The following is an 18,601-nucleotide window of genomic DNA, read 5'->3' as shown; positions in this document are numbered from 1 at the left end:
TTAGCTATTGTTCTCATTCAATAAATTGGATGATTCGTACCGTACCGTTGGCGCGATCGCTACAGCGATCGCAAGCTCCCTCAATCCGTCGGAGTTCGCCGAGAGCTCGACCGCAGGGAAATCCATATTTCGCTCGAACGCGATCGCTAGCGATCGTTAAAGCGCTTCGGGAGCGTTCTAGAAACTCATCAACGGAATAGTCGGTCATTAATGAGAAATAGTCTTTAATCACCAACGATGGGGAGTAGTAGATCTCCTGCTCGCTATCCGGCCATTCCACTTTAAATTGCATTTCTGGCATGACTGACTCCTTTAGCAAATTCGCTGAGAACTTGTCGATAGTGGCGGAGGTGGAGCTGGGCGGAGGTTGCCCAACTGTAGTGTCGGACAACCGCTTGGCTGTGCTGGATGAGAGATTGGCAGACTGTAGCATCGAGGGCTCTGCACATCCCCTCAGCGATCGCCTCGGGCGATTCCGGATCGACTAACAGGGCGCGATCGCGATCGAGAAACTCTGTGAAGGGAGGGCGATTGGAGGTGACCGCCGGTAAACCAGAAGCGATCGCCTCCAGCGCCACCAGCCCCCAGCCTTCTTTCAGCGACGGAAACACAAACACATCCGCACAGCGATAGAGATCGGCCATGTCTGCATCGGCAATGGGTCCCGGCAAGAGGAGCGATTGCCCGACGGAAATCTTTAAGCGCTCGACTTCGGCAAAAAACTCCTGGCGATAGGCTTCGTAGTCAAATAACGTCGCTCCGCCCGCGATCGCCAATTGAGCTTGGGGATGCTGCTGCAACACCCGGGCAAATGCCTGCAGGAGCCGAATGGAATTTTTGCGGGGTTCGATGCCGCCGACGGTCAGAAAAATAGGGGATTGTGACATTCCCAAGCGCTGTTTTAAAGCAGATTCTCGCCCGCTGGGTTGAGGGGAATATCGCTTTAGATTGACGCCATTTGCCACTTGGAGGGCTTCCACCCCGTAATGGACGCGCAACTGCTGCTGCCAGTACTCACTCACGCAGAAGCAGCGATCGACCTCTAAAATCGACCGATCTTGACAGGTCCTCAGATAGGAACTGTTGAACTCGTCAATGTGGTGAACGGTGCGGATGACATGGGGGACGATCTGGCGATCGCGCAGAGCAACCAAAGCATTGGCACTAAGACAGTCTTGGGCGTGGTAGCAGTCAAAAGGGCGATCGCATTTTGTGAAATAGTCCACATATTCTCGGATGCGCCACTGCACCAGTTCGCCGATATCTGAGGGGGCAGGCGCTGCAGGGACACAGACCGCCTCGCAGTTGAGGGGACGGGGGAAGCCAGCGCCAGTTTTATCGAGGGCAAATAGACAAACTGAATGTCCGAGGGTATAAAGAGCTTCTGCCAGTTCCATCGCGTGAATGACGCCGCCCCGAGGTTGAGTGGAATAGGTGAGCAGGGCAATTCGCAAAGGGGTCACGGGCAGGACTCCCCCGCAAATCCCGTCAGGGCTTCTCGCTCGAAATCCCACAACAGCGCCGACTGCTGACCTGAGTGGAGGCACACCTGCCGATCGCCCGCAACCGTGCCGACAACCTCGCAACTCAACTCCTGCTGCAAAAACAAGTCCCTGACAGTCGGGGCATTTGGGGGACTGACACTCAACAAAAAACCGTAGCTGGGGAAACAGTGCAACCACTCCGACAGGGGTATATCGGATGGGCGCGGGATGGCCTCCATGCTCAGGTCCGCACCCACCCGCGAGGCTTCCAGCAACATCAGCGCCGTGCCTAAAACGCCCCCCATACTGATGTCTTTACCGCTATTGCACAGTTCCATCTCGGCCAGTTGGGGCAACAGAGCTAACTGCGATCGCAGGCGAGCGGGATCGGCCTGCGTTGCTGCATTCCAAAAGGGATAGCGTTTGAACCGCTGCCCCTGCAAATCGACGGCCACCATCAGACAGTCCCCTGGCCGCGCTGTAAAGCTGGAAATGGGGTGGGTGGCTCGGCCCAAGATCGCCACTGACAGGCCATCATAAGGACTGTGACAGTTGGTGTGCCCCCCCACAATCGGGACGCCATAGGCATTAGCGGCAGCTCGCAACCCCTCCCAGAGGGGAGCGCTAGCAGCAGGGCTCTGACACCACAGGGTATCCACAACAGCGATCGGGGTGCCCCCCATCGCATAGATATCGCTGACATTCACCATCACCCCACACCAGCCGGCAAACCAGGGTTCATCGCTGACGAACTGCGGCCACAGACCCTCAGCGGCTAGCAGCAAATAGGAGTCGCCATCGGCGATCGCCGCACAGTCATCCCCCATCGCGATCCCGCGAGAGGTCGAAGCAAGATAGCGAGCAGCCCATTGAATATCCTGTTTTTGCCGAAGGCCGAACGACTGACGCACTTGCTCCACAACAGCGGCTAGCACTAAGACACCTCGGCTAGAACGAGGGGCTGGGGCATGCGAGGTGCGGGGTTAAGGGGATAGTAGTTGAGGTCGGCTTCCATCAGGTGATGGCGCTGGCCGCAGAGCGCGATTTCTTCCAGAGAAGTCCAATGGAGGCGGCGGAAGAAGCGGACGTTTTGCCATTGCACGGTGGCCAGAAAGCGATCGCATCCCCAAGCATTGGCAGTGGTCACGGCTTTCTGAATCAGCCCTTGACCGATTCGTCCCCGGCGGCGAAATCTGGCATGGACGCCCAAGCGTCCGCCGTACCACAGGCGCGGTTCTGCTTCGTAAATGCGCACGACGCCCACGACGCGATCGCCTGCCACCCAGTCGCGATCGAGCGCCACGATGGGATAGGCAATATTGTCCGTGCGATCGATATCGCTGTGGCTAAAAAGCTGTTGCTCGTCGCAAAAGATCGACTGGCGCAAGTTGAAATATCCCCGCAGGTGTTCGGGGGATTGGGCCAGTTCGAAAGTGTAGCTGAGTTGAGCCATGAGCGTGAAAGGAGTCAGAAACTTGAACGGGATGTTCGAGCGATCGCGATCGTTGAGTTAAGACTCAAACGTAGATAAGGCCGAGCAAGCACCACATTTGGCGCATCCTGCCTTGACTGAGTCGGAGGTCATGCCCGCTGCCTGTAATTTGGGGCCGATCGCCTCGTAAAGGGAATACATAAAGTCACTCTTGGGGGCGGGATGGTTGGCCAGCGGCGTACCGGAAATGGGCACGAAGGGCACCACAAAGGGATAGACCCCCAGTGCAATGAGGCGATCGCTGGTTTCCACGAGAGTCTCCAAACTGTCTCCCAAACCTGCTAGTAGGTAAGTACTCACTTGCCCCCAGCCAAACACCTTCACTGCGGCGGCAAATGCCTCCATATAGGTCTCCACCGAAACCTCCGCTTTTCCGGGCATAATGCGGGCTCTCACCCCGGCAGAAACGGCCTCCAAATGCATACCCAAGCTGTCGATGCCCGCTGCTTTCATACGCTCGAACCAGACAAAATCGTCCGGGGGTTCGCACTGGGCTTGAATGGGCAGATTCACCCTCGCTTTAATGGCACGGGCACAGTCGGCTAAATAGGCTGCGCCGCGATCGCGACCGTTCGGGGTACCGGTGGTCATCACCAAATGCTTCACCCCATCCAGCCGCACCGCTGCCTCCGCCACTTCCGCCAATTGTTCGGGTGTTTTGCGCGCGATCGTTTGCCCGCTGGCGAGAGACTCGCCAATGGCACAAAATTGGCAGGCAGTGTCGCGATCGCCATAGCGAATACAAGTTTGCAAGACGGTCGTAGCCAGCACATCTCGACCGTGCAGCAGGGCGATTTTTCGATAGGGAATGCCATCCGCAGTGGTCAGACTGTAAAACTCGGGCTCGGGGGGGAACTGAACGGTGGCGATCGCCTCGCCAGCCTTAGTCAGGGTGGCGGTGGGAGTTTCTCGGTTGGCCTGGGGTTGAGGAATTGCTCTGGAGCTGTAGGGGGACTGGGAGGCGGTTCCTGTAAACACTGGCACCATCACGGTCGTACCATCCACGATCGCGGCCTTGTGGTCGGAGGGTCCCGCTCCCCCCTTGCGACCGGACACCCCCAGATCGTCTCGGCAGAGGTTCAGTCCTCGGGATTGCAGCTCGGTAATCAATCGTTGTTTATTCATTGACTTGGCTAGGCTCGACTGCAGGAACGGTTGGGTTGGGAAAGGGTTGACTCAAGCGACCGGTTGGGGGTCGCAGTGGGCGATCGCGTTTGAGGAATGGGCAGGCTCTGCCTCCGGTGGGGGGACTGCTGGCGCGATCGCCCCTGTTCCGGTCTCCAGCGAGTAGGGCTGCGGGTCGCTGTTCATCCACAACTTGAGCAACTCGGGGCGAGCGTAGTGACCGACCGCATCCACCATGCGCTTGCGCTTGATAATCAGAGAAAAGTCCAGATCGGCGATCGCCAGTCCTTCCCCCTCTCGAATGGGCTCGCACAGGTGTTTTCCCTCGGGGCTGATAATGGCGGTGTGGCAGCCCCCCGCCAATACCCGCTGCAATTTGGGATCGTCCGCAATCTGCCGCACCTGTTCGGCGGACAGCCAGCCAGTGGCATTGACGACAAAACAGCCGGACTCCAGAGCGTGGTGGCGAATGGTGACCTCGATTTGCTCGGCAAAGATATCCCCCACCATCGAACCGGGGAATTGGGCGCAGTGAATTTGCTCCCGCTGGGCAATCAAGGCATAGCGCGCCAGAGGGTTGTAATGCTCCCAGCAAGCGAGAGCGCCCACCCGACCCACGGCAGTCTCCACCACTTTGAGTCCGGCTCCGTCCCCCTGTCCCCACACCATGCGCTCGTGAAAGGTGGGGGTAAGCTTGCGCCGTTTTAGCAACAGCGACCCGTCCGCATCGAATAGCAACTGACTGTTGTAGAGAGACCCCCCATCCAACTCGTTTATGCCCAAAACCACCACTATGCCGCGATCTTTGGCCACTTGGCTGACGGCATCCACGACTGGACCGGGAACGACCACAGCTTCTTCGTAAAGACGCATGTGTTCCTTGCCCATCAGCACAGGGGGCTGCACGAAGGAGAAATAGGGATAGTAGGGAATGAAGGTCTCGGGAAAGACGATTAGCTCCACTCCCTGTTGGGCGGCATCGGCGATCGCCGCCAGCACCTTCTCGGTCGTTCCCTCCCGGCTAAATAACACCGGACTGATTTGTGCGGCAGCGACTCGAATCGTGGGGGATTTGTCCATCATGACCTCCGGGGTACTCCCGCCAGAACGCAGAGCGTTTGGCGGTGAGGGGGATAGGATAGTTAAACGCAGGGCGGTTGGACTACCGCTCTCTGGCTGTGGAGGCTTATCCGCTGGGATGCCTGTGAAACAGCAACTCTCACTCGTGAGTCTGAGAAGCTCCCGCTAGCCCCGTAGGGGTAGCGGTGAGAGTAGTCACTACATCGTCCAGGTATCCAAAATAAAGGCTCCCTCTTTGCGATGGACTAATACGATGTCCAAAACATCGAGGGGATTAATGGGAGTAATGCCGGGGATCAAAGAAGGTTCGCCATGGCCGTACAGTGCTTGTAGCGCAAATCTGCAGGCGTAAACTTTCCCCCCTTCTTCCATAATCTTGACCAGTTGGTCGTTCATGGCTAGGTGACCGGGAAATGCCCCATCTCCCAGCTTGGGAAAGCCCCGCTGCACGCCGAGGGTAACGCCAGGACCGTAGAGCAGCACGGAGGTTTCGAAGCCTTTGCGAATCAAACGGGTGGCTTGCAACAGATTGACGAGCCCAATCGAGCCCTCAAATGCAACCGTGTGGAAGGTGACGAGCGCTTTCTCCCCAGGTTCAGCCTGAACATCGGGAAAAACTTTTTCTTCATAATCTACTAAAAAATCGCCCGTTTTATAGGCGGGAAAAGTGACTTCAGGCATAGCTGCATTCCTCGATTCGCAAAGCATCACAACTCGATCTCGAACCCGCTCCATCGAGCTGAAATCGGCTGTCTTTGCATGAATGGGCGTAGCTTACGAGGTAAAGATCCGGTCTTTTGTAACTCTGACTACATATCTCCAAAAACTAGATCTTTATCTGAGGCCAACTGGCGTTTGCGGCGGGTAGGCGATCGGCTGAAGAGATGGACCTGTCGAAATCAATAGGTTTGTCAGGAATGCCCGATATTTGAAGTAGGACGCAAACAAACCTGTAACCTAAGCCAACAGTCTCACCTGCCGTTGCAGCAAGGGATGTCCGTTGATGTCCGTTTGAAAGGTTCTCAGGAAAAACTAGTGGCAAGTTAATCAAAGTATACGGTCTGGGTAAGATCGCGGTTGTGCAGGTGCATCATGCGCTACGCATCGGATGAAATTCTCGGGCCGCTTCCCGGGAATCGATTGGCTCAGATTCGGTCTGTCATTGTCGGGCTGTCATTGCTCGCGATCTCAATTATCTGCCTCTGGGCTTCCCATGAAACATGAAATTTGTCTCGCAGCGAGGTTTGCATGGTTGCTAGCGCGCCTTTACCTTCAAGTTCACCTCGATCCAACTCCTCCCCTGCCAAAGTACTGAGGAGAATTATCGATAATCGTCTTTCGGGGCGATTGGTTTTTCACGATAAAGAGGGCAGCGGCATCTTCTGGGAGGTTGTTGTGGGTAATGGAAAGCTGCATTTTGCTGCCAGTACTCAAGGGGATCTAGACCGATTGAAATATTGTCTCAGTTCCAATTTTCCCAGCCTCGCATGGCATCCTATCCCATCCCTCGGCCCCTACGATCTGATTTGCCACTTTTGGCAATCTGGCGAACTCACCCTGAAGCAAGTGCGACAGGCGCTCCTGGAAGTTACCAGCGAGGGGATGACCCAACTGTTGGCAATTCCGCAGACCGACATTCAATTCGAACGGGTTTTGGGCCTAGATCCCATTTTGCTGGACGTACCGATCCAAACGGCGATCGCCTCTCGCAGGACGCAGATTCAGCGCTGGCGACAATTGCGTCCCACCATCCCCTCCCCCTTTCAGCGGATTGTTTCAGGCGATCGAGGGCAACTGTTCGAGCATTTGAGCGAGCTACTGAGGCACCTCCCCCCTCGCGATCGGTTCGATGCCCTGCTGGATGAATCCCCCTGTCTCTATCGCATGGCCGAATGTTTCTCAGTCGATGTTCTGAGGCTGGCCGAACTGATCGGCCCGCTGGTGGAAAGTGGTGCCATTCGGTTGGGTAACCTGCAGGCGGCGAGCGATCGGCCCCGACTTACCATCGCCTGTATTGATGACAGCAAAGCGGTACAGCGGAAAGTTCGCTTAACCCTCGAATCGGCTGGATACGACGTGTTGGAGTTGCTGGAACCGGCTCGGGCTCTGACAGCGCTAGTGCGTCGCAAACCCAGTGCCATTTTGCTGGACATTACGATGCCGGAGATTAGTGGCTACGAGCTCTGTCGGCTACTGCGGCAATCTGCTGCATTAAAAGACGTGCCGATTCTGATGTTGACCGGCCGCGATGGTGCGATCGATCGCTTGCGAGCCCGCATGGCTGGCTCGACGGATTACATCACCAAACCGTTCAATTCTCAAGACCTCTTGTCTCGCATTGAACGCCTCATTTCATCAAAGGTACCTCAAGTATGAAATCTATCTTAGTGGTTGAAGATTCCCGCGCCGAACAGCAATTAATTGTCTCGCTGCTACAAAATGCAGGACACCACGTTCAGTTTGCCAGCTCTGCCGAAGAAGCCTGGGAATGGTTGAAGAAAAGCCCCGCCAAGCCAGATATGATTGTGCTCGACATCATTATGCCGGGGGCCACTGGCCTCGACTTTTGCCGCGAGCTGCGCCAATCTTCCGAATTTGACAGCATTCCCGTCATCTTTTGCTCCTCAAAAGACAAAGAATTCGACCAGTTTTGGGCCTTGCGACAGGGGGGAAATGCCTACATTACCAAACCCTTTGCCCCCAATGAATTTATGACCACCGTGCAGCAATATCTGCACTAATCTCCGCGCGATCGCAGCTCGGCAAAATCTTTTCCACAAATGGCTGCAAGTCCCGAACGCGTTCGGGCAGCGCCGTGCCTTCCAGAACCACTGTTCCCCACTTCTCTCACTCTCGGCAGTCGCAACCCATGCTGAAGGAATACTTTCAGATTCAACTCGGACCTAGAGTGCAATTGGCGATGCCGCTGGAAAATACCAGTGAAGCCATGACTGAGGTGCGCCGCAACATCTGCGCGATTCCCGGCGTCCCTCCCCACCTGCCCGGAGTGGTGAATCAGCGGGGGCGGTTGCTGTGGGTTTTAGATTTGGCCGCTCTGCTAGGGGTAGAAACCCCTAGGGGATCGGGGGGCTCTGCCGAGAAGCTGACCTTGCTGGCACTGAGTCGCGATCGCCAAGCGAACAATCTCGACACGGCCGAGCTCCCGCAGGTGGGCTGTCTCGTCACCGAATTGAAAGGGGTAATTAACCTCGACCCCCGCCAGCTCAAACCGCTGCCCAGTCAATTATCAAAGCAAGTTCGTCCTTATTTGCACGGCATTGTCCCGGTGGGTGATTCATTAGTTGCCATCCTCGATATTGCCGCTGTATTTCGCACCCTCAGAGCCAACAGTTTCTCTCGTCGTTTGTCAGTAAACCCATGACTGCCACCAACTCCCGTCTTTCCAACTCCCGCTCCTCTCTCGCAAGCGTCTCTACGACTGGCTTTACCCCCGACATCAATCAACTCATCGCCCAGATTTCTCAAGCACATACCTTGGAACAAGCGGGAAATATTGAAGCGGCGAAAGAACTATACTGGCAAGTTGTAGAGAGCGATCCCAATGGCAGTTTGGGGACCAGTGCCCGCAGAGCCTTGGATGCTCTGGAGATTGCTCATCCTGCCGAGCTAAGGACGAAGCCAGTCGAAGAGCTGGCTAGCTTCAGCCCTCGATTTGGCTCCAGTTCCACTCCTGCGGTTGAAAGCCTGAGGATGCCCGAGCCCAAGTCAAAAGGCTTATGGAGTCGGCTGGCGAACCTACCCGTGCGCGGCAAGCAGTATGTGGGTTTGTTTAGCTCGGAATTGTTTTCCGTCTTCGGTCTGGCCGGTTTGAGCATGGTGTTGTTGGTAACCAGTAGCCAGACCCAGCTGCGATCGCAGGCCGAATCGGAACTCGCCGTTAACGACATCAACTACAACATCAAAATCAACCAAATGGGTTTCGGTTTCCGGGGCCAGTCGGATAATGCGGCGGTGATTGCAGCAGCTTCGGCTTATAGCAATGGCGAAGAGCTGTCTCCCGAACTCAAAGCGCAAGTGGAAGCCATTCTGCGCAATGAAATTAGTGCCCGCAGGATCGAGTATGCGACCTTGGTGGGGGCCGATCGCCGCATTATTGCCAGTGCCAATGCCGATCGCCGTGGCGAAGCGTTCGACCCCGACGGTTTGGTCACCGCAGTCTTGGCCAATCCAGAGCAAATCAAGACCAGCGAAATCGTCAGTTGGGAAGATCTAACGCGAGAAAATCCCCCCTTGCCAGAGGGCCTGACAGAGGGTGAAGACGCCCTCGTACGCTATACCGTCACACCGGTCAGAGCGGAAGGTCGGGTGGTTGGCGCTCTCGTCTCGGGAGACATCGTCAACCAAAAATTCGCGATCGCGGCCAACACGGTCAACGCATTTGACGGTGGCTACAGTGCCGTTTATCAGGTGGAAGGCGATGGGGACTACGTTTTATCCACCGCATTTGTCAGTGACAGTTCCAACGATGATTCCATGCAAGCAGCTCGAACGGCTGCCCGAACCGATCTCGATCGTCTCGAACTGCCCGATGTGTCGATTCTGGAGCGGGCGATCGCCGCTGAGGGCGAGATTGTCACCGCTCAAGCCCAAAGAATTGGGGATGCGAAATACACGCTGGCCGCCAGCGCCCTAACAGATTTTTCTGGCAATCCCGTGGCGGTGATGGTACGGGGTACTCCCGAAGCAACTGCTGGGGCACTGGTGCGACGCAATATTGGTTTACAAGCGGGCATTGCCGTTTTAGCAGTGGGGATGGACTTTCTATTGGCCGGTTGGCTGACCCGGTCGTTTGTGCGCCCGATCAAAAAACTGATACAGGCCACAAAGGACTTTGCCAAGGGCGATCGCACCGTTCGTGCCGAAGTGATTGCCAGCGACGAAATTGGCGCACTGACGCAAAACTTTAACGAAATGGCCGCAAACATCGGCCAGCAAGAGCAGGCTATGGCCGAGCAATCGCAGCAGCGACAAGCGGAGGCTGACTTCCAACGACAGGAGAAAGAGCAACTGCAGCGGGAAGTGGTGCAACTGCTGCTGGACATTGAAGGGGCGAGGGAAGGGGACTTGACCGTTAGAGCCAAGGTGGACAGTGGCGAAATGGGTTCGGTGGGGGATGCCTTTAACGCCACAGTGCGCAACCTGCAGGACTTGGTGTCTAAAGTCCAAACCACCTCCGAACAGGTGCAAACCTCCGCCAACCAAAGTGAAGAGTCGGTGCAAAAGCTAGCGCGGGAAGCCACCAACCAGGCTCGGGCCATTTTGACAGCCCTAACTTCGGTAGAAGGCATGAGCCAATCGATTCAGACGGTGGCGGAATCCGCGCAGGAGGCAGCCGATATTGCCCACTTGACCCTGGAGGCCACCCAAGAGGGCGAAGCCACCATGGACCAAACGGTCAGCAGCATCGACAATATCCGCAACAGTGCCGCCGAAACCTCCAAGAAGGTGAAGCGACTGGCGGAATCCTCCCAAGAGATTTCCAAGATTGTCGGGATTATTTCCAGCATTTCGGAAAAAACCAACCTGCTGGCCTTTAACGCCTCAATTGAGGCGGCTCGGGCGGGGGAAAACGGCCAAGGCTTCCGCATTGTGGCGGACGAAGTCAGACGGCTGGCGGAACGGGTGACGGAATCCACCAAAGAAATCGAACAGCTCGTCACCACGATTCAGGCTGAAACCGGCGACGTGTTACAGCAGATGGAAGCCAGCACCACCCACGTGGTGGAAGGGACGCAATTGGTCAGCCGCACTAAGAGCACGCTGCAGCGTCTAGCCTCCATCAGTCAGAAGGCAGACGAACTGCTGCAGTCCATTTCTAGAAGTACTGAATCTCAGACCGCAGCTTCGGCAGCGGTGACCCAAACCATGCAGGAGGTGGTGGCGATCGCCCAAAACACGTCCGCCGAATCGCAAGAGATGTCAGAGTCGCTGCAGGAACTGGTGGGGGTGGCGTCGAACTTGCAGGCATCGGTTTCGAAGTTCCAGGTTGAGGCTCAGTAGGGGAACTCGTTCCTTCAGGACACTATCAACCTCTACACCCATCAGAGCTCGATCGCCAGGAGACTCAGCCGTGCTCGACACCGCCAGTTTAGATGCCATCACCCAAGAGGCCCGTGCCTGTTTTCTCTACGAAGATGCCCCCGAATATCTGGTGGCGTTCGAACGCGATCTGCAGCAGTTGGCGCTGGGGGCAGACACTGTGCCCGAGGCCCATACCTATAACGGTCTGATGCGCACGGCCCATTCTTTGAAAGGGGGGGCGGGAATCGCGCAATTGCCCCATTTGCAACTGCTGGCTCACCAAATCGAGGACTTGTTGGAAGCGCTGCACGGGGGACGGGTGGAGCAAACCCAACAGGCCCACTCGCTGTTGACAGCTGGGGTGGAGAGTGCAAATCATCTGATTGCAGCCTCCATTCGCGGCGGAGAAGGTGGAGAAGCCGCTGCTGCCACTGACCTGGAAATTTTTAAACTGCTCGAACAGTTTCTCGAAACGCTGCCCGAAGCAGTCGAAGAGGATAGGGGGGCGGCGGCGATCGCCCCCAATGATTTTTTGATTCAAACGGCGCTGACGGTGGACTTAGAGGAGTGCATCGAGCGGGTGGAGGTAGCCCTAAAGAGGGGAAAGCTGTCTGAAGTTGTGCCGGGATTTGTGGAGGAATGCACGCTGTTGGGGGAGGCGCTGAATTTAGCGTGGCTGGCGCAGTCGGTATTGCCTTTGCAAGCGGCTCCGATCGAGGATGCCGACACCATCCAGACGGAGGTGCGAGAGGCGATCGCCACCATTCGCGAGCGTCGCGAGCGTCTCCTCTCCCCTTCACCTGCAGCCCCCAACAAAACGGAGTCCCGCGAGATCGCCAGCGATCCGGTCCCCGCTACGCCCGAATCGAATCCCGTTAGCGATCTTGCCATCCCTCCATCTGTGCAACAGGAATCGTCAGGGACCGAATCCACTGCCAGCGAGATCGCGACCCCAGGTATCAACCTGCGCATACCGGTGACGCGGCTGAATCGCATCAACAACGTTCTGGGAGAACTGCTGATTGCCCGCGAACGCCTGATGCTGCACCACCGGCAACTGCAACAAGCCAACCGCACCCTCCATCAGCGGGCACAGCAACTCGCCCCCCTCAACGAGCGCATCTCCTCCGTCTACGATCGCCTCTCCACTAACGTTCCAACCCACAACAGCCGCGATCGCGCCCTCAACCAGCAGGCAGCGACTCCAACGGACTCAGCCGCTTCCAGTCCCGAATTTGATGCCCTAGAACTCGATCGCTACACCGAACTGCACAGCACCCTGCAAGACTTCCAGGAACTGATGGTGCGGGTCCAGGAAACCCGCTCGGATATTGATGTCATTCAACTGGACTTTGGCGAATCGCTGGAAAGCCTGCGCCAAGACTTGGACGGACTGCGCTCGGAACTGACGCAATCCCGGCTAGCCCCCTTCCACACCCTGACCGATCGCTTCTTCGCCCCACTGCAATCCCTCAACCGCGAGTACAACAAGTCTGTGTCTCTGGCGATCGAAGGGGCAGATATTCCCATCGATCTCGCCATTCTCGAACAGTTGCAAACCCCCTTAACCCAACTGTTTCGCAATGCCTTTGCCCACGGCATCGAAGACCCGGCAGAGCGGCTAGCTGCAGGCAAATCTGCCGACGCAACCATTACCCTATCGGCCCAGGTGCAAAGCAATCGAGTCTCCCTCTCCATCTCGGATGACGGACGCGGCATCGATCGCCAGGCCGTTCTGGACAAAGCCATTCAGCAGAGACTGTGCTCGCCCGACGCAGCCAGCCGTCTCACCCCCCAACAAATCTACGGTTTTCTGTTTACCCCCGGTTTTTCCACCGCCACGGCCACCACGTCTCTAGCCGGTCGTGGCGTCGGTCTCGACATCGTCCAACTGCAGGTCGATCGCCTGCGGGGGCTGGTGCGCGTCAGTTCCACCCCCGGTCGGGGGACCGTGTTTACCCTCTCCATTCCGCTATCGCTGAATATCCTGCCGCTCTTGATTTGCCGCTGCCAGCAGCAGTTACTGGCGATGCCGTCGGTCAAGGTTTTAGAAGCCATTAGTCTGCAGGAATATCGGGAATTGGGCCGGGTGGAGGGCGATCGCCTTCTCTGGCAAGAGCGATCGCTGCCGTTGAAGTCTCTACTCGATCTGCTGCCCTATGCCGAGCAGCCTTCTTCTGGGGATTGTCCCCTTGCATTGGTGGCGGATATGGGGGGAACGGAGATCGCGCTGAGAATCGATGCTTTAGAAGGCGAGCGAGAGTTAGTGCTCAAGCCTTTCGATACCACCGTCCCCGTCCCCGGATATCTAGCAGGCTGTACGGTGCTGGGAGACGGTCGGGTGGTGCCGGTGCTAGACCCCGATCTGCTAGAAGAATTATGGACGGCTTCCAGTCAACTGACCTCGACGCCTTCGATCGCTTCTCAAACGCCTGCCCCATCCCAGGCTGACAGCACAGATGTGGCATCCACCATTTTGGTCGCAGATGATTCCATTGCCGTTCGGCGCGCCCTCACCCGTCTTTTGACGCAAGCGGGCTATCAAGTGCTTGAATGTCGCGATGGTAAAGAAGCGCTAGACACCTTCACCAGCAGCCACCAAGCGTTCGATTTGGTGATTACCGATATTGAAATGCCTCGTTTGGATGGGTTTGGGGTGTTGCAGGCGATTCGCGATCGCACTTCGTCTCTGCCCGTGGCGATGCTGACCTCGCGGGAAAACGATCGCCATCGCCAAAAAGCCTTCAGTTTAGGGGCTACTGCCTATTTCTCCAAGCCATTTCAGCCGCGAGACATGTTGTTGGAGGTGGAAAAACTATTGCAAAAGCAAGTTAGTTGAAACGGACAGCCTTGGGTTTCAATCGCTCAAACCCAAGGCTCAAACGTTGTTTGTAAAGTTTGAGTTTTTCCAGTGCGGGCAGCCCGATAGGTGGCCTCAATAATTTCGATCGCGTGGCGAGCGTGCTCCGCCGTCACAATCGTCGGGCGATCGTCCAAAATCCAATCCACCAATTGCATGATGTCTTCAAACACGTGCGGCTCTTCAATCTGACGATGCTTCCCCACCACATGCGGCAAAATGACGTAATCCGAGTCGATTCCCTCCCTATCTTTGCCCGGATAATCAATCGGTCGCCCGTCGATCGCATTTCCTCGAATGACCCCCTTTGTCCCGAAGATCGTCGGTTGCCCGACATGCTCCTTCGAGAACTCTCCCGCCGCCACCCCATAAATAAAGCCGAACAGCGAGTCGCCAAAATCTAAGAGCATCAGCGTGTTGTCGTCCATCTCGCAGGACACTGTCTCCCCCCGCAACTCTCGCATCGGAAGGCGAATCCCCGAGAACGCTGTCACCCGTTTTGCCGCACCGAAAATTCCCGTCAAAACGTGAAGTCCGTAAACGGCCATGTCGTACAGCGGCCCTCCTCCTGGCGAGCGAAAGTACCAGGCTGGATTGACATTCGAGAGAATATCGCTCCCCTGCCGCACGGATTCTTCTTCGTGATAGCGCCCAAACGCGGCCCCTGCCGCAGCCCAGGTGGGCACCCCCAAGGCTCCCTCTACAACTAATTGGCGAATTTTTTGGTAGATAGGCCGCAACATTTCACCGGGAGAAGCCACGATTTTGACACTATTTTGTTTGGCCAGTTCAATCAACTCGTTCGCTTCTGCCACAGTCGTGGACATTGTTTTATTAAAGTGGATGTGAATTCCACGGGCGATCGCCATTTTCCCCTGTTGATAGTGCAGGCCAATGGGAGAGGCGATCGTGACTGCATCTATACAATTGGCATCGAGCAATTCTGCATAGCTCTCAAACGCCTTAGCGACCCCAAATTTATCTGCAGCGGCTCGTGCCCGACCGGGAACGGGATCGCAAATGGCGGCGACCTGGACTCGATGAGTCAGATCTGCTTGAGTTAAGTGACTACTCTCACCGCTAACCCTACGGGCCTAGCGGGAGCTTCTCAGACTCACGAGTGAGAGTTGCTGTTTCACAGGCATCCCAGCGGATAAGCCTCCACAGCCAGAAAGCGGTAGTCCAACCGCCCTGAGTCCACGAACTTTGATGTTGATTCCCGCGTTCCAGTCCCGGTCAATGACAACGCCACAACCGCAACGATGAACCCGTTCACTGAGAGTCTTTTTCACCCTCTCGCCACAACCGCAGCACTCGATGCTTGTTCCGCGTGGGTTAACTTCAACCGTCCGCTTGCCGCGTTTTACCGCCACTGCTTGCAGAATCTGAAGAAAGCCACCCCACGCGGCATCCAGGATCGACTTCGCCAATCGGGTTCTCGCCAGCCCTCGGATGTTGAGCCCCTCAAAGCTGATGAGGTCGTAGAGGTCGCAAAGCCAGTGAGCGACCTGATAGTGAAACTCACGCCGCTGGCGCGATACATGCAGATGAAGTCGAGCGACCTCGTTCGCCTGTCTTTTATAGTTCTCAGACCCTTTCTGCATCCGAGCCAGCTTCTTTTGCTGACGGGCCAAACGCTGCTGAGACTGGCGAAAGAACTGCGGCATGCTGACCGCTTCCCCCTCGGATGTGACCAGGAACTTCTCCAGTCCCACATCGATACCGCAGGCCGTTTTGACCCGCTCCACTGGCAGCGCTTCAGGAACGGTTTCATCCGCCATCGAGAAGCTGACATACCAGCCATCGGCCTTCCTCACCAACGTCGCCTGCTTGAGAACGAAGCCTTCAGGGATTGGACGATGCAGAATCAGCTCAATCTCGCCAATCTTCGAGAGCTGCAACACATTCCCCGTCAGGTGTGCGCCCGCTTTGGGGTTGTTCACTCTCGGAAACGTGAACGAGCAGATATCACTCCGCTTTTTGAACCGAGGTCGCCCACCCCGCTTGCCGTTCCGATCGGGCTTCCTCCAGCGTTTCCATGCCCTGTCAAGCCGCATCAGGTTCTGCTGCTGACAGTCGGCATAGATGCCTTTGTAGTCCGGGAACAGTCGTTTGGTCTCCTTCAGTGCTGATGCTTGAGTGTAGTAGTTCACCTCCTTTGGAATGTCACCGATCGGTTCAGCCACGATGCTGCATCGGTCAATCTGGCAGCGACTGCGGTAGAACGCATCGAGTCGTTCACCTAGGGCATAGTTCCAGTGACGGCGCAGCCGCTCGCCCCAGACCTCCATGACGGCGGCCTGAGCTTCGGTCGGCTTGAGTTTGTACTGATACGTGAGTAGCATAGGCGTATTATACCTCGCTTAGCGCTATGTCATTAAAACGAGGCTACAGAAACGTTTACGATCTAAATATTCATTTAGTGCTCGTGACAAAGTACAGGGCCAGAGTCATCAATCAGGAGATGCTGAGCAGGCTGAAAGAGATCTTTGAGCAGACCTGTCAAAAGTGGAATTGCACTCTAGTCGAGTTCAACGGTGAGGTAGATCGCGTTCATCTGCTGATTGAGTTCCCGCCTGATGTAGCGCTTAGTAAGCTGGTCAACAACCTCAAAACGGTATCGAGTCGGTTGATTCGTAAACAGTTTCCTGAACGGGTCGCACAGTTCTTCCAAAAGCCGGTCTTTTGGACTGGTACATACTTCATCGCCTCAACAGGAGGCGTTACTCTTGAACAGATTAAGCAGTATGTTGAGCAACAAAACTCTCCTGCTCAGTCGGTGGGCGTTGAACCCACCGACTGAGCACTCCTATCCCCCTCACCGCCAAACGCTCTGCGTTCTGGCGGGAGTACCCCGGAGGTCGTGATGGGAAAAGGGCACCCCTGCTGGGTTTACCCATATCTCCCCCGGCTCGTAGCAATGGGTTTTGAAGGTTTTGCCGTCTTTCCACTCCCACTCGAAGGGCTGCCCGACGTTCATTGCAAAATAGTGCTGGGGGACAGTGACATCGTCGGGGTTAAACTCGCGGTTCTCCCCTTTTTCGATGTGAATGCCATCCCAACTGAGCTCTTGACTAGAGACCAAAATCCGCCCCGCATTCACGGCTGGCTTGGGTTGAAGGGTTTGGCTATCGACGAAGCGAATCTGGCTTTGCATGGGTTGGGACTAGACAAAACTGCGTTTAGCAATTTCGTACCAAAGCTGAGCAACAAAATCCAATTTCCTCCGCTGAGGGTCGCCGATAATGGTCAATGTAGGGCGATGACGCATCGAGGGAGCAACGGCTCCAGAGGAGAGAAAGACTGATGCATTATTATACGCTCGGTCAAACAGGGCTGAAAGTCAGCCGTCTGGCCCTCGGCACCATGACCTTTGGGGATGATTGGGGCTGGGGAGCCGATGAAACCAATGCCCGTCAGTTGTTTGACACCTACCTCGAAGCGGGGGGCAACTTCATCGATACTGCGGATCTATACACCAACGGCAATAGCGAGCGGATGCTGGGCCGCTTCATTCAAGCAACCGATAGCCGCGATCGCGTTGTCATCACCACCAAATTTAGCTACAGCGCCCAACCCGACAATCCCAATGCTGGGGGGAACGGACGCAAGAATATCCTGCGGGCGGTGGAAGGGTCTCTGCAACGTTTGGGGACGGATTACATCGATCTCTATATGCTGCACACCTGGGATCGAGTCACCCCGGCAGAGGAGGTGGTTCGCACCCTCGACGATCTGGTGCGTTCCGGCAAGGTCCGCCACGTAGCCCTATCCGATGTCCCGGCTTGGTATGCAGCCCAGGCTCAAACGATTGCCCGAGAGCGCCATTTAGAACCGATAAGTACCATCCAGTTGGAATACTCCCTGGTGGAGCGCAACATTGAATTTGAATATGTCCCCCTAGTTCGGGCACTCGGCAGCGGCATCACGGTGTGGTCGCCCCTAGCTAGCGGGCTACTGTCCGGAAAATACAAACCTTCCCAGGATGGGGCAGAGGGATTGGGACGTTTAGCCACTGTCGCGGATAGTGGCAACCCCGCCTTCAATAAGTTCACAGAGCGGAACTGGGAGATTGTGGCTGAGTTAGAAAAGGTGGCCAATGAGTTGGGACGCTCTATGGCTCAGGTAGCTGTCAACTGGGTGACCAACCGACCTGGCGTTGCTTCGGTGCTGATGGGTGCAACCAAGCTACATCAACTCGAAGACAATCTGGGCGCGCTCGATTTTGAGATTCCTACCGAGTTGCAGCAGCGATTGGATGCGGCGAGTAAACCCGAGACGCGCTTCCCTTATACCTTCTTCGAGCCTGAAATTCAGAGCACGATCGCTGGTGGCGCGACAGTGGGCGACAAACCTGCGGGCTACCACCAACCCATCTTGATAACAGGCAGCGGGGGAGGGGTAACAGCCAGCGACACATAATTCATCTGCAAACCATTGATTCAACCTCGTACATTACGGGTGCGACAATTGATGTCTCGGCAGGGGCAGGTGCGCGATACACCGCTTGAATAGAGA

The 18,601-nt window shown here is 56.2% G+C and carries 17 protein-coding genes; 7 read left to right on the top strand and 10 right to left on the bottom strand.

Annotated elements, in window-relative coordinates; genetic code table 11:
- Nucleotides 1-13: 13 nt before the first annotated feature.
- The 7 genes from SYN7336_RS00875 to SYN7336_RS00845 form a co-directional block, all read right to left on the bottom strand.
- Nucleotides 14-301, bottom strand: coding sequence for an MSMEG_0570 family nitrogen starvation response protein (locus tag SYN7336_RS00875; RefSeq protein WP_026100579.1), 288 nt, complete (start codon nucleotides 299-301; stop codon nucleotides 14-16).
- Nucleotides 282-1,463 (bottom strand): MSMEG_0565 family glycosyltransferase, encoded by a 1,182-nt coding sequence (locus tag SYN7336_RS23845; RefSeq protein ID WP_017324022.1) that lies wholly within the window; start codon nucleotides 1,461-1,463, stop codon nucleotides 282-284. The genes SYN7336_RS00875 and SYN7336_RS23845 overlap by 20 nt, the downstream gene beginning before the upstream one ends.
- Nucleotides 1,460-2,419 carry a sll0787 family AIR synthase-like protein gene (locus tag SYN7336_RS00865; RefSeq protein ID WP_017324021.1) on the bottom strand — a complete coding sequence of 320 codons (960 nt, stop codon included), beginning with the start codon at nucleotides 2,417-2,419 and terminating at the stop codon, nucleotides 1,460-1,462. Before SYN7336_RS00865 ends, SYN7336_RS23845 begins: the two co-directional genes overlap by 4 nt.
- Nucleotides 2,419-2,937 carry an MSMEG_0567/Sll0786 family nitrogen starvation N-acetyltransferase gene (locus SYN7336_RS00860; RefSeq protein WP_017324020.1) on the bottom strand — a complete coding sequence of 173 codons (519 nt, stop codon included), beginning with the start codon at nucleotides 2,935-2,937 and terminating at the stop codon, nucleotides 2,419-2,421. Before SYN7336_RS00860 ends, SYN7336_RS00865 begins: the two co-directional genes overlap by 1 nt.
- Before the next feature lie 57 nt (nucleotides 2,938-2,994).
- The gene (locus SYN7336_RS00855; RefSeq protein ID WP_017324019.1) at nucleotides 2,995-4,101 is read right to left on the bottom strand and encodes an MSMEG_0568 family radical SAM protein; all 1,107 of its coding nucleotides are present in this window, start codon (nucleotides 4,099-4,101) and stop codon (nucleotides 2,995-2,997) included.
- Nucleotides 4,102-4,152: 51 nt separating this feature from the next.
- Entirely contained in the window at nucleotides 4,153-5,181 is a 1,029-nt protein-coding gene (locus SYN7336_RS23840) for a Nit6803 family nitrilase (protein ID WP_017324018.1), read from the bottom strand.
- Nucleotides 5,182-5,379: 198 nt separating this feature from the next.
- A complete protein-coding gene (locus SYN7336_RS00845) occupies nucleotides 5,380-5,862 on the bottom strand; it encodes an MSMEG_0572/Sll0783 family nitrogen starvation response protein (RefSeq protein WP_026100578.1) in 483 nt (160 codons plus the stop codon).
- A gap of 666 nt (nucleotides 5,863-6,528) precedes the next feature.
- Between SYN7336_RS00845 and SYN7336_RS00840 the strand changes: the two genes are divergently transcribed.
- From SYN7336_RS00840 to SYN7336_RS00820, 5 genes are all read left to right on the top strand, one after another.
- On the top strand, nucleotides 6,529-7,557 hold the full coding sequence (locus SYN7336_RS00840) for a response regulator (RefSeq protein ID WP_017324015.1): 1,029 nt from the start codon (nucleotides 6,529-6,531) through the stop codon (nucleotides 7,555-7,557).
- On the top strand, nucleotides 7,554-7,922 hold the full coding sequence (locus SYN7336_RS00835) for a PleD family two-component system response regulator (protein ID WP_017324014.1): 369 nt from the start codon (nucleotides 7,554-7,556) through the stop codon (nucleotides 7,920-7,922). The genes SYN7336_RS00840 and SYN7336_RS00835 overlap by 4 nt, the downstream gene beginning before the upstream one ends.
- 74 nt (nucleotides 7,923-7,996) lie before the next feature.
- Nucleotides 7,997-8,563, top strand: a complete 567-nt coding sequence (locus SYN7336_RS23835; protein WP_156819962.1) for a chemotaxis protein CheW — start codon at nucleotides 7,997-7,999, stop codon at nucleotides 8,561-8,563.
- Nucleotides 8,560-11,202: a methyl-accepting chemotaxis protein gene (locus tag SYN7336_RS31935; RefSeq protein WP_017324012.1), complete on the top strand. Its 2,643-nt coding sequence runs from the start codon at nucleotides 8,560-8,562 to the stop codon at nucleotides 11,200-11,202. The genes SYN7336_RS23835 and SYN7336_RS31935 overlap by 4 nt, the downstream gene beginning before the upstream one ends.
- 70 nt (nucleotides 11,203-11,272) lie before the next feature.
- The gene (locus SYN7336_RS00820; protein WP_017324011.1) at nucleotides 11,273-14,062 is read left to right on the top strand and encodes a response regulator; all 2,790 of its coding nucleotides are present in this window, start codon (nucleotides 11,273-11,275) and stop codon (nucleotides 14,060-14,062) included.
- 26 nt (nucleotides 14,063-14,088) lie between these two features.
- On the opposite strand, the gene SYN7336_RS23830 is transcribed toward SYN7336_RS00820, so the two are convergent.
- The gene (locus SYN7336_RS23830) at nucleotides 14,089-15,132 is read right to left on the bottom strand and encodes a Gfo/Idh/MocA family protein (RefSeq protein WP_071590716.1); all 1,044 of its coding nucleotides are present in this window, start codon (nucleotides 15,130-15,132) and stop codon (nucleotides 14,089-14,091) included.
- A gap of 45 nt (nucleotides 15,133-15,177) precedes the next feature.
- Nucleotides 15,178-16,428: an RNA-guided endonuclease TnpB family protein gene (locus tag SYN7336_RS00810; RefSeq protein ID WP_017324009.1), complete on the bottom strand. Its 1,251-nt coding sequence runs from the start codon at nucleotides 16,426-16,428 to the stop codon at nucleotides 15,178-15,180.
- Nucleotides 16,429-16,454: 26 nt separating this feature from the next.
- Between SYN7336_RS00810 and tnpA the strand changes: the two genes are divergently transcribed.
- Nucleotides 16,455-16,886 carry an IS200/IS605 family transposase gene (tnpA, locus tag SYN7336_RS00805; protein ID WP_017324008.1) on the top strand — a complete coding sequence of 144 codons (432 nt, stop codon included), beginning with the start codon at nucleotides 16,455-16,457 and terminating at the stop codon, nucleotides 16,884-16,886.
- Nucleotides 16,887-16,901: 15 nt separating this feature from the next.
- On the opposite strand, the gene SYN7336_RS00800 is transcribed toward tnpA, so the two are convergent.
- Complete coding sequence (locus tag SYN7336_RS00800) at nucleotides 16,902-17,240, bottom strand: hypothetical protein (protein ID WP_017324007.1); 339 nt, start codon at nucleotides 17,238-17,240, stop codon at nucleotides 16,902-16,904.
- Nucleotides 17,241-17,389: 149 nt separating this feature from the next.
- Between SYN7336_RS00800 and SYN7336_RS00795 the strand changes: the two genes are divergently transcribed.
- Nucleotides 17,390-18,505 (top strand): aldo/keto reductase, encoded by a 1,116-nt coding sequence (locus tag SYN7336_RS00795; protein ID WP_017324006.1) that lies wholly within the window; start codon nucleotides 17,390-17,392, stop codon nucleotides 18,503-18,505.
- Nucleotides 18,506-18,601 lie beyond the last annotated feature (96 nt).

Source organism: Synechococcus sp. PCC 7336, from assembly GCF_000332275.1.
Classification (GTDB): Bacteria; Cyanobacteriota; Cyanobacteriia; order Thermostichales; family PCC-7336; genus PCC-7336.
Note: the sequence above shows the minus strand (reverse complement) of the source record. Positions and strands in the feature narration are given on the sequence as shown.

Bases quoted from the DNA above. Each gene is read 5' to 3' on its own strand.
- SYN7336_RS00860 (WP_017324020.1), bottom strand. From the start codon at position 2,937: ATGGCTCAACTCAGCTACACTTTCGAACTGGCCCAATCCCCCGAACAC.
- SYN7336_RS31935 (WP_017324012.1), top strand. From the start codon at position 8,560: ATGACTGCCACCAACTCCCGTCTTTCCAACTCCCGCTCCTCTCTCGCA.
- SYN7336_RS00795 (WP_017324006.1), top strand. From the start codon at position 17,390: ATGCATTATTATACGCTCGGTCAAACAGGGCTGAAAGTCAGCCGTCTG.
- SYN7336_RS00845 (WP_026100578.1), bottom strand. From the start codon at position 5,862: ATGCCTGAAGTCACTTTTCCCGCCTATAAAACGGGCGATTTTTTAGTA.
- tnpA (WP_017324008.1), top strand. From the start codon at position 16,455: ATGTCATTAAAACGAGGCTACAGAAACGTTTACGATCTAAATATTCAT.
- SYN7336_RS00855 (WP_017324019.1), bottom strand. From the start codon at position 4,101: ATGAATAAACAACGATTGATTACCGAGCTGCAATCCCGAGGACTGAAC.
- SYN7336_RS00875 (WP_026100579.1), bottom strand. From the start codon at position 301: ATGCCAGAAATGCAATTTAAAGTGGAATGGCCGGATAGCGAGCAGGAG.
- SYN7336_RS00810 (WP_017324009.1), bottom strand. From the start codon at position 16,428: ATGCTACTCACGTATCAGTACAAACTCAAGCCGACCGAAGCTCAGGCC.
- SYN7336_RS00835 (WP_017324014.1), top strand. From the start codon at position 7,554: ATGAAATCTATCTTAGTGGTTGAAGATTCCCGCGCCGAACAGCAATTA.
- SYN7336_RS23840 (WP_017324018.1), bottom strand. From the start codon at position 5,181: ATGGACAAATCCCCCACGATTCGAGTCGCTGCCGCACAAATCAGTCCG.
- SYN7336_RS00800 (WP_017324007.1), bottom strand. From the start codon at position 17,240: ATGCAAAGCCAGATTCGCTTCGTCGATAGCCAAACCCTTCAACCCAAG.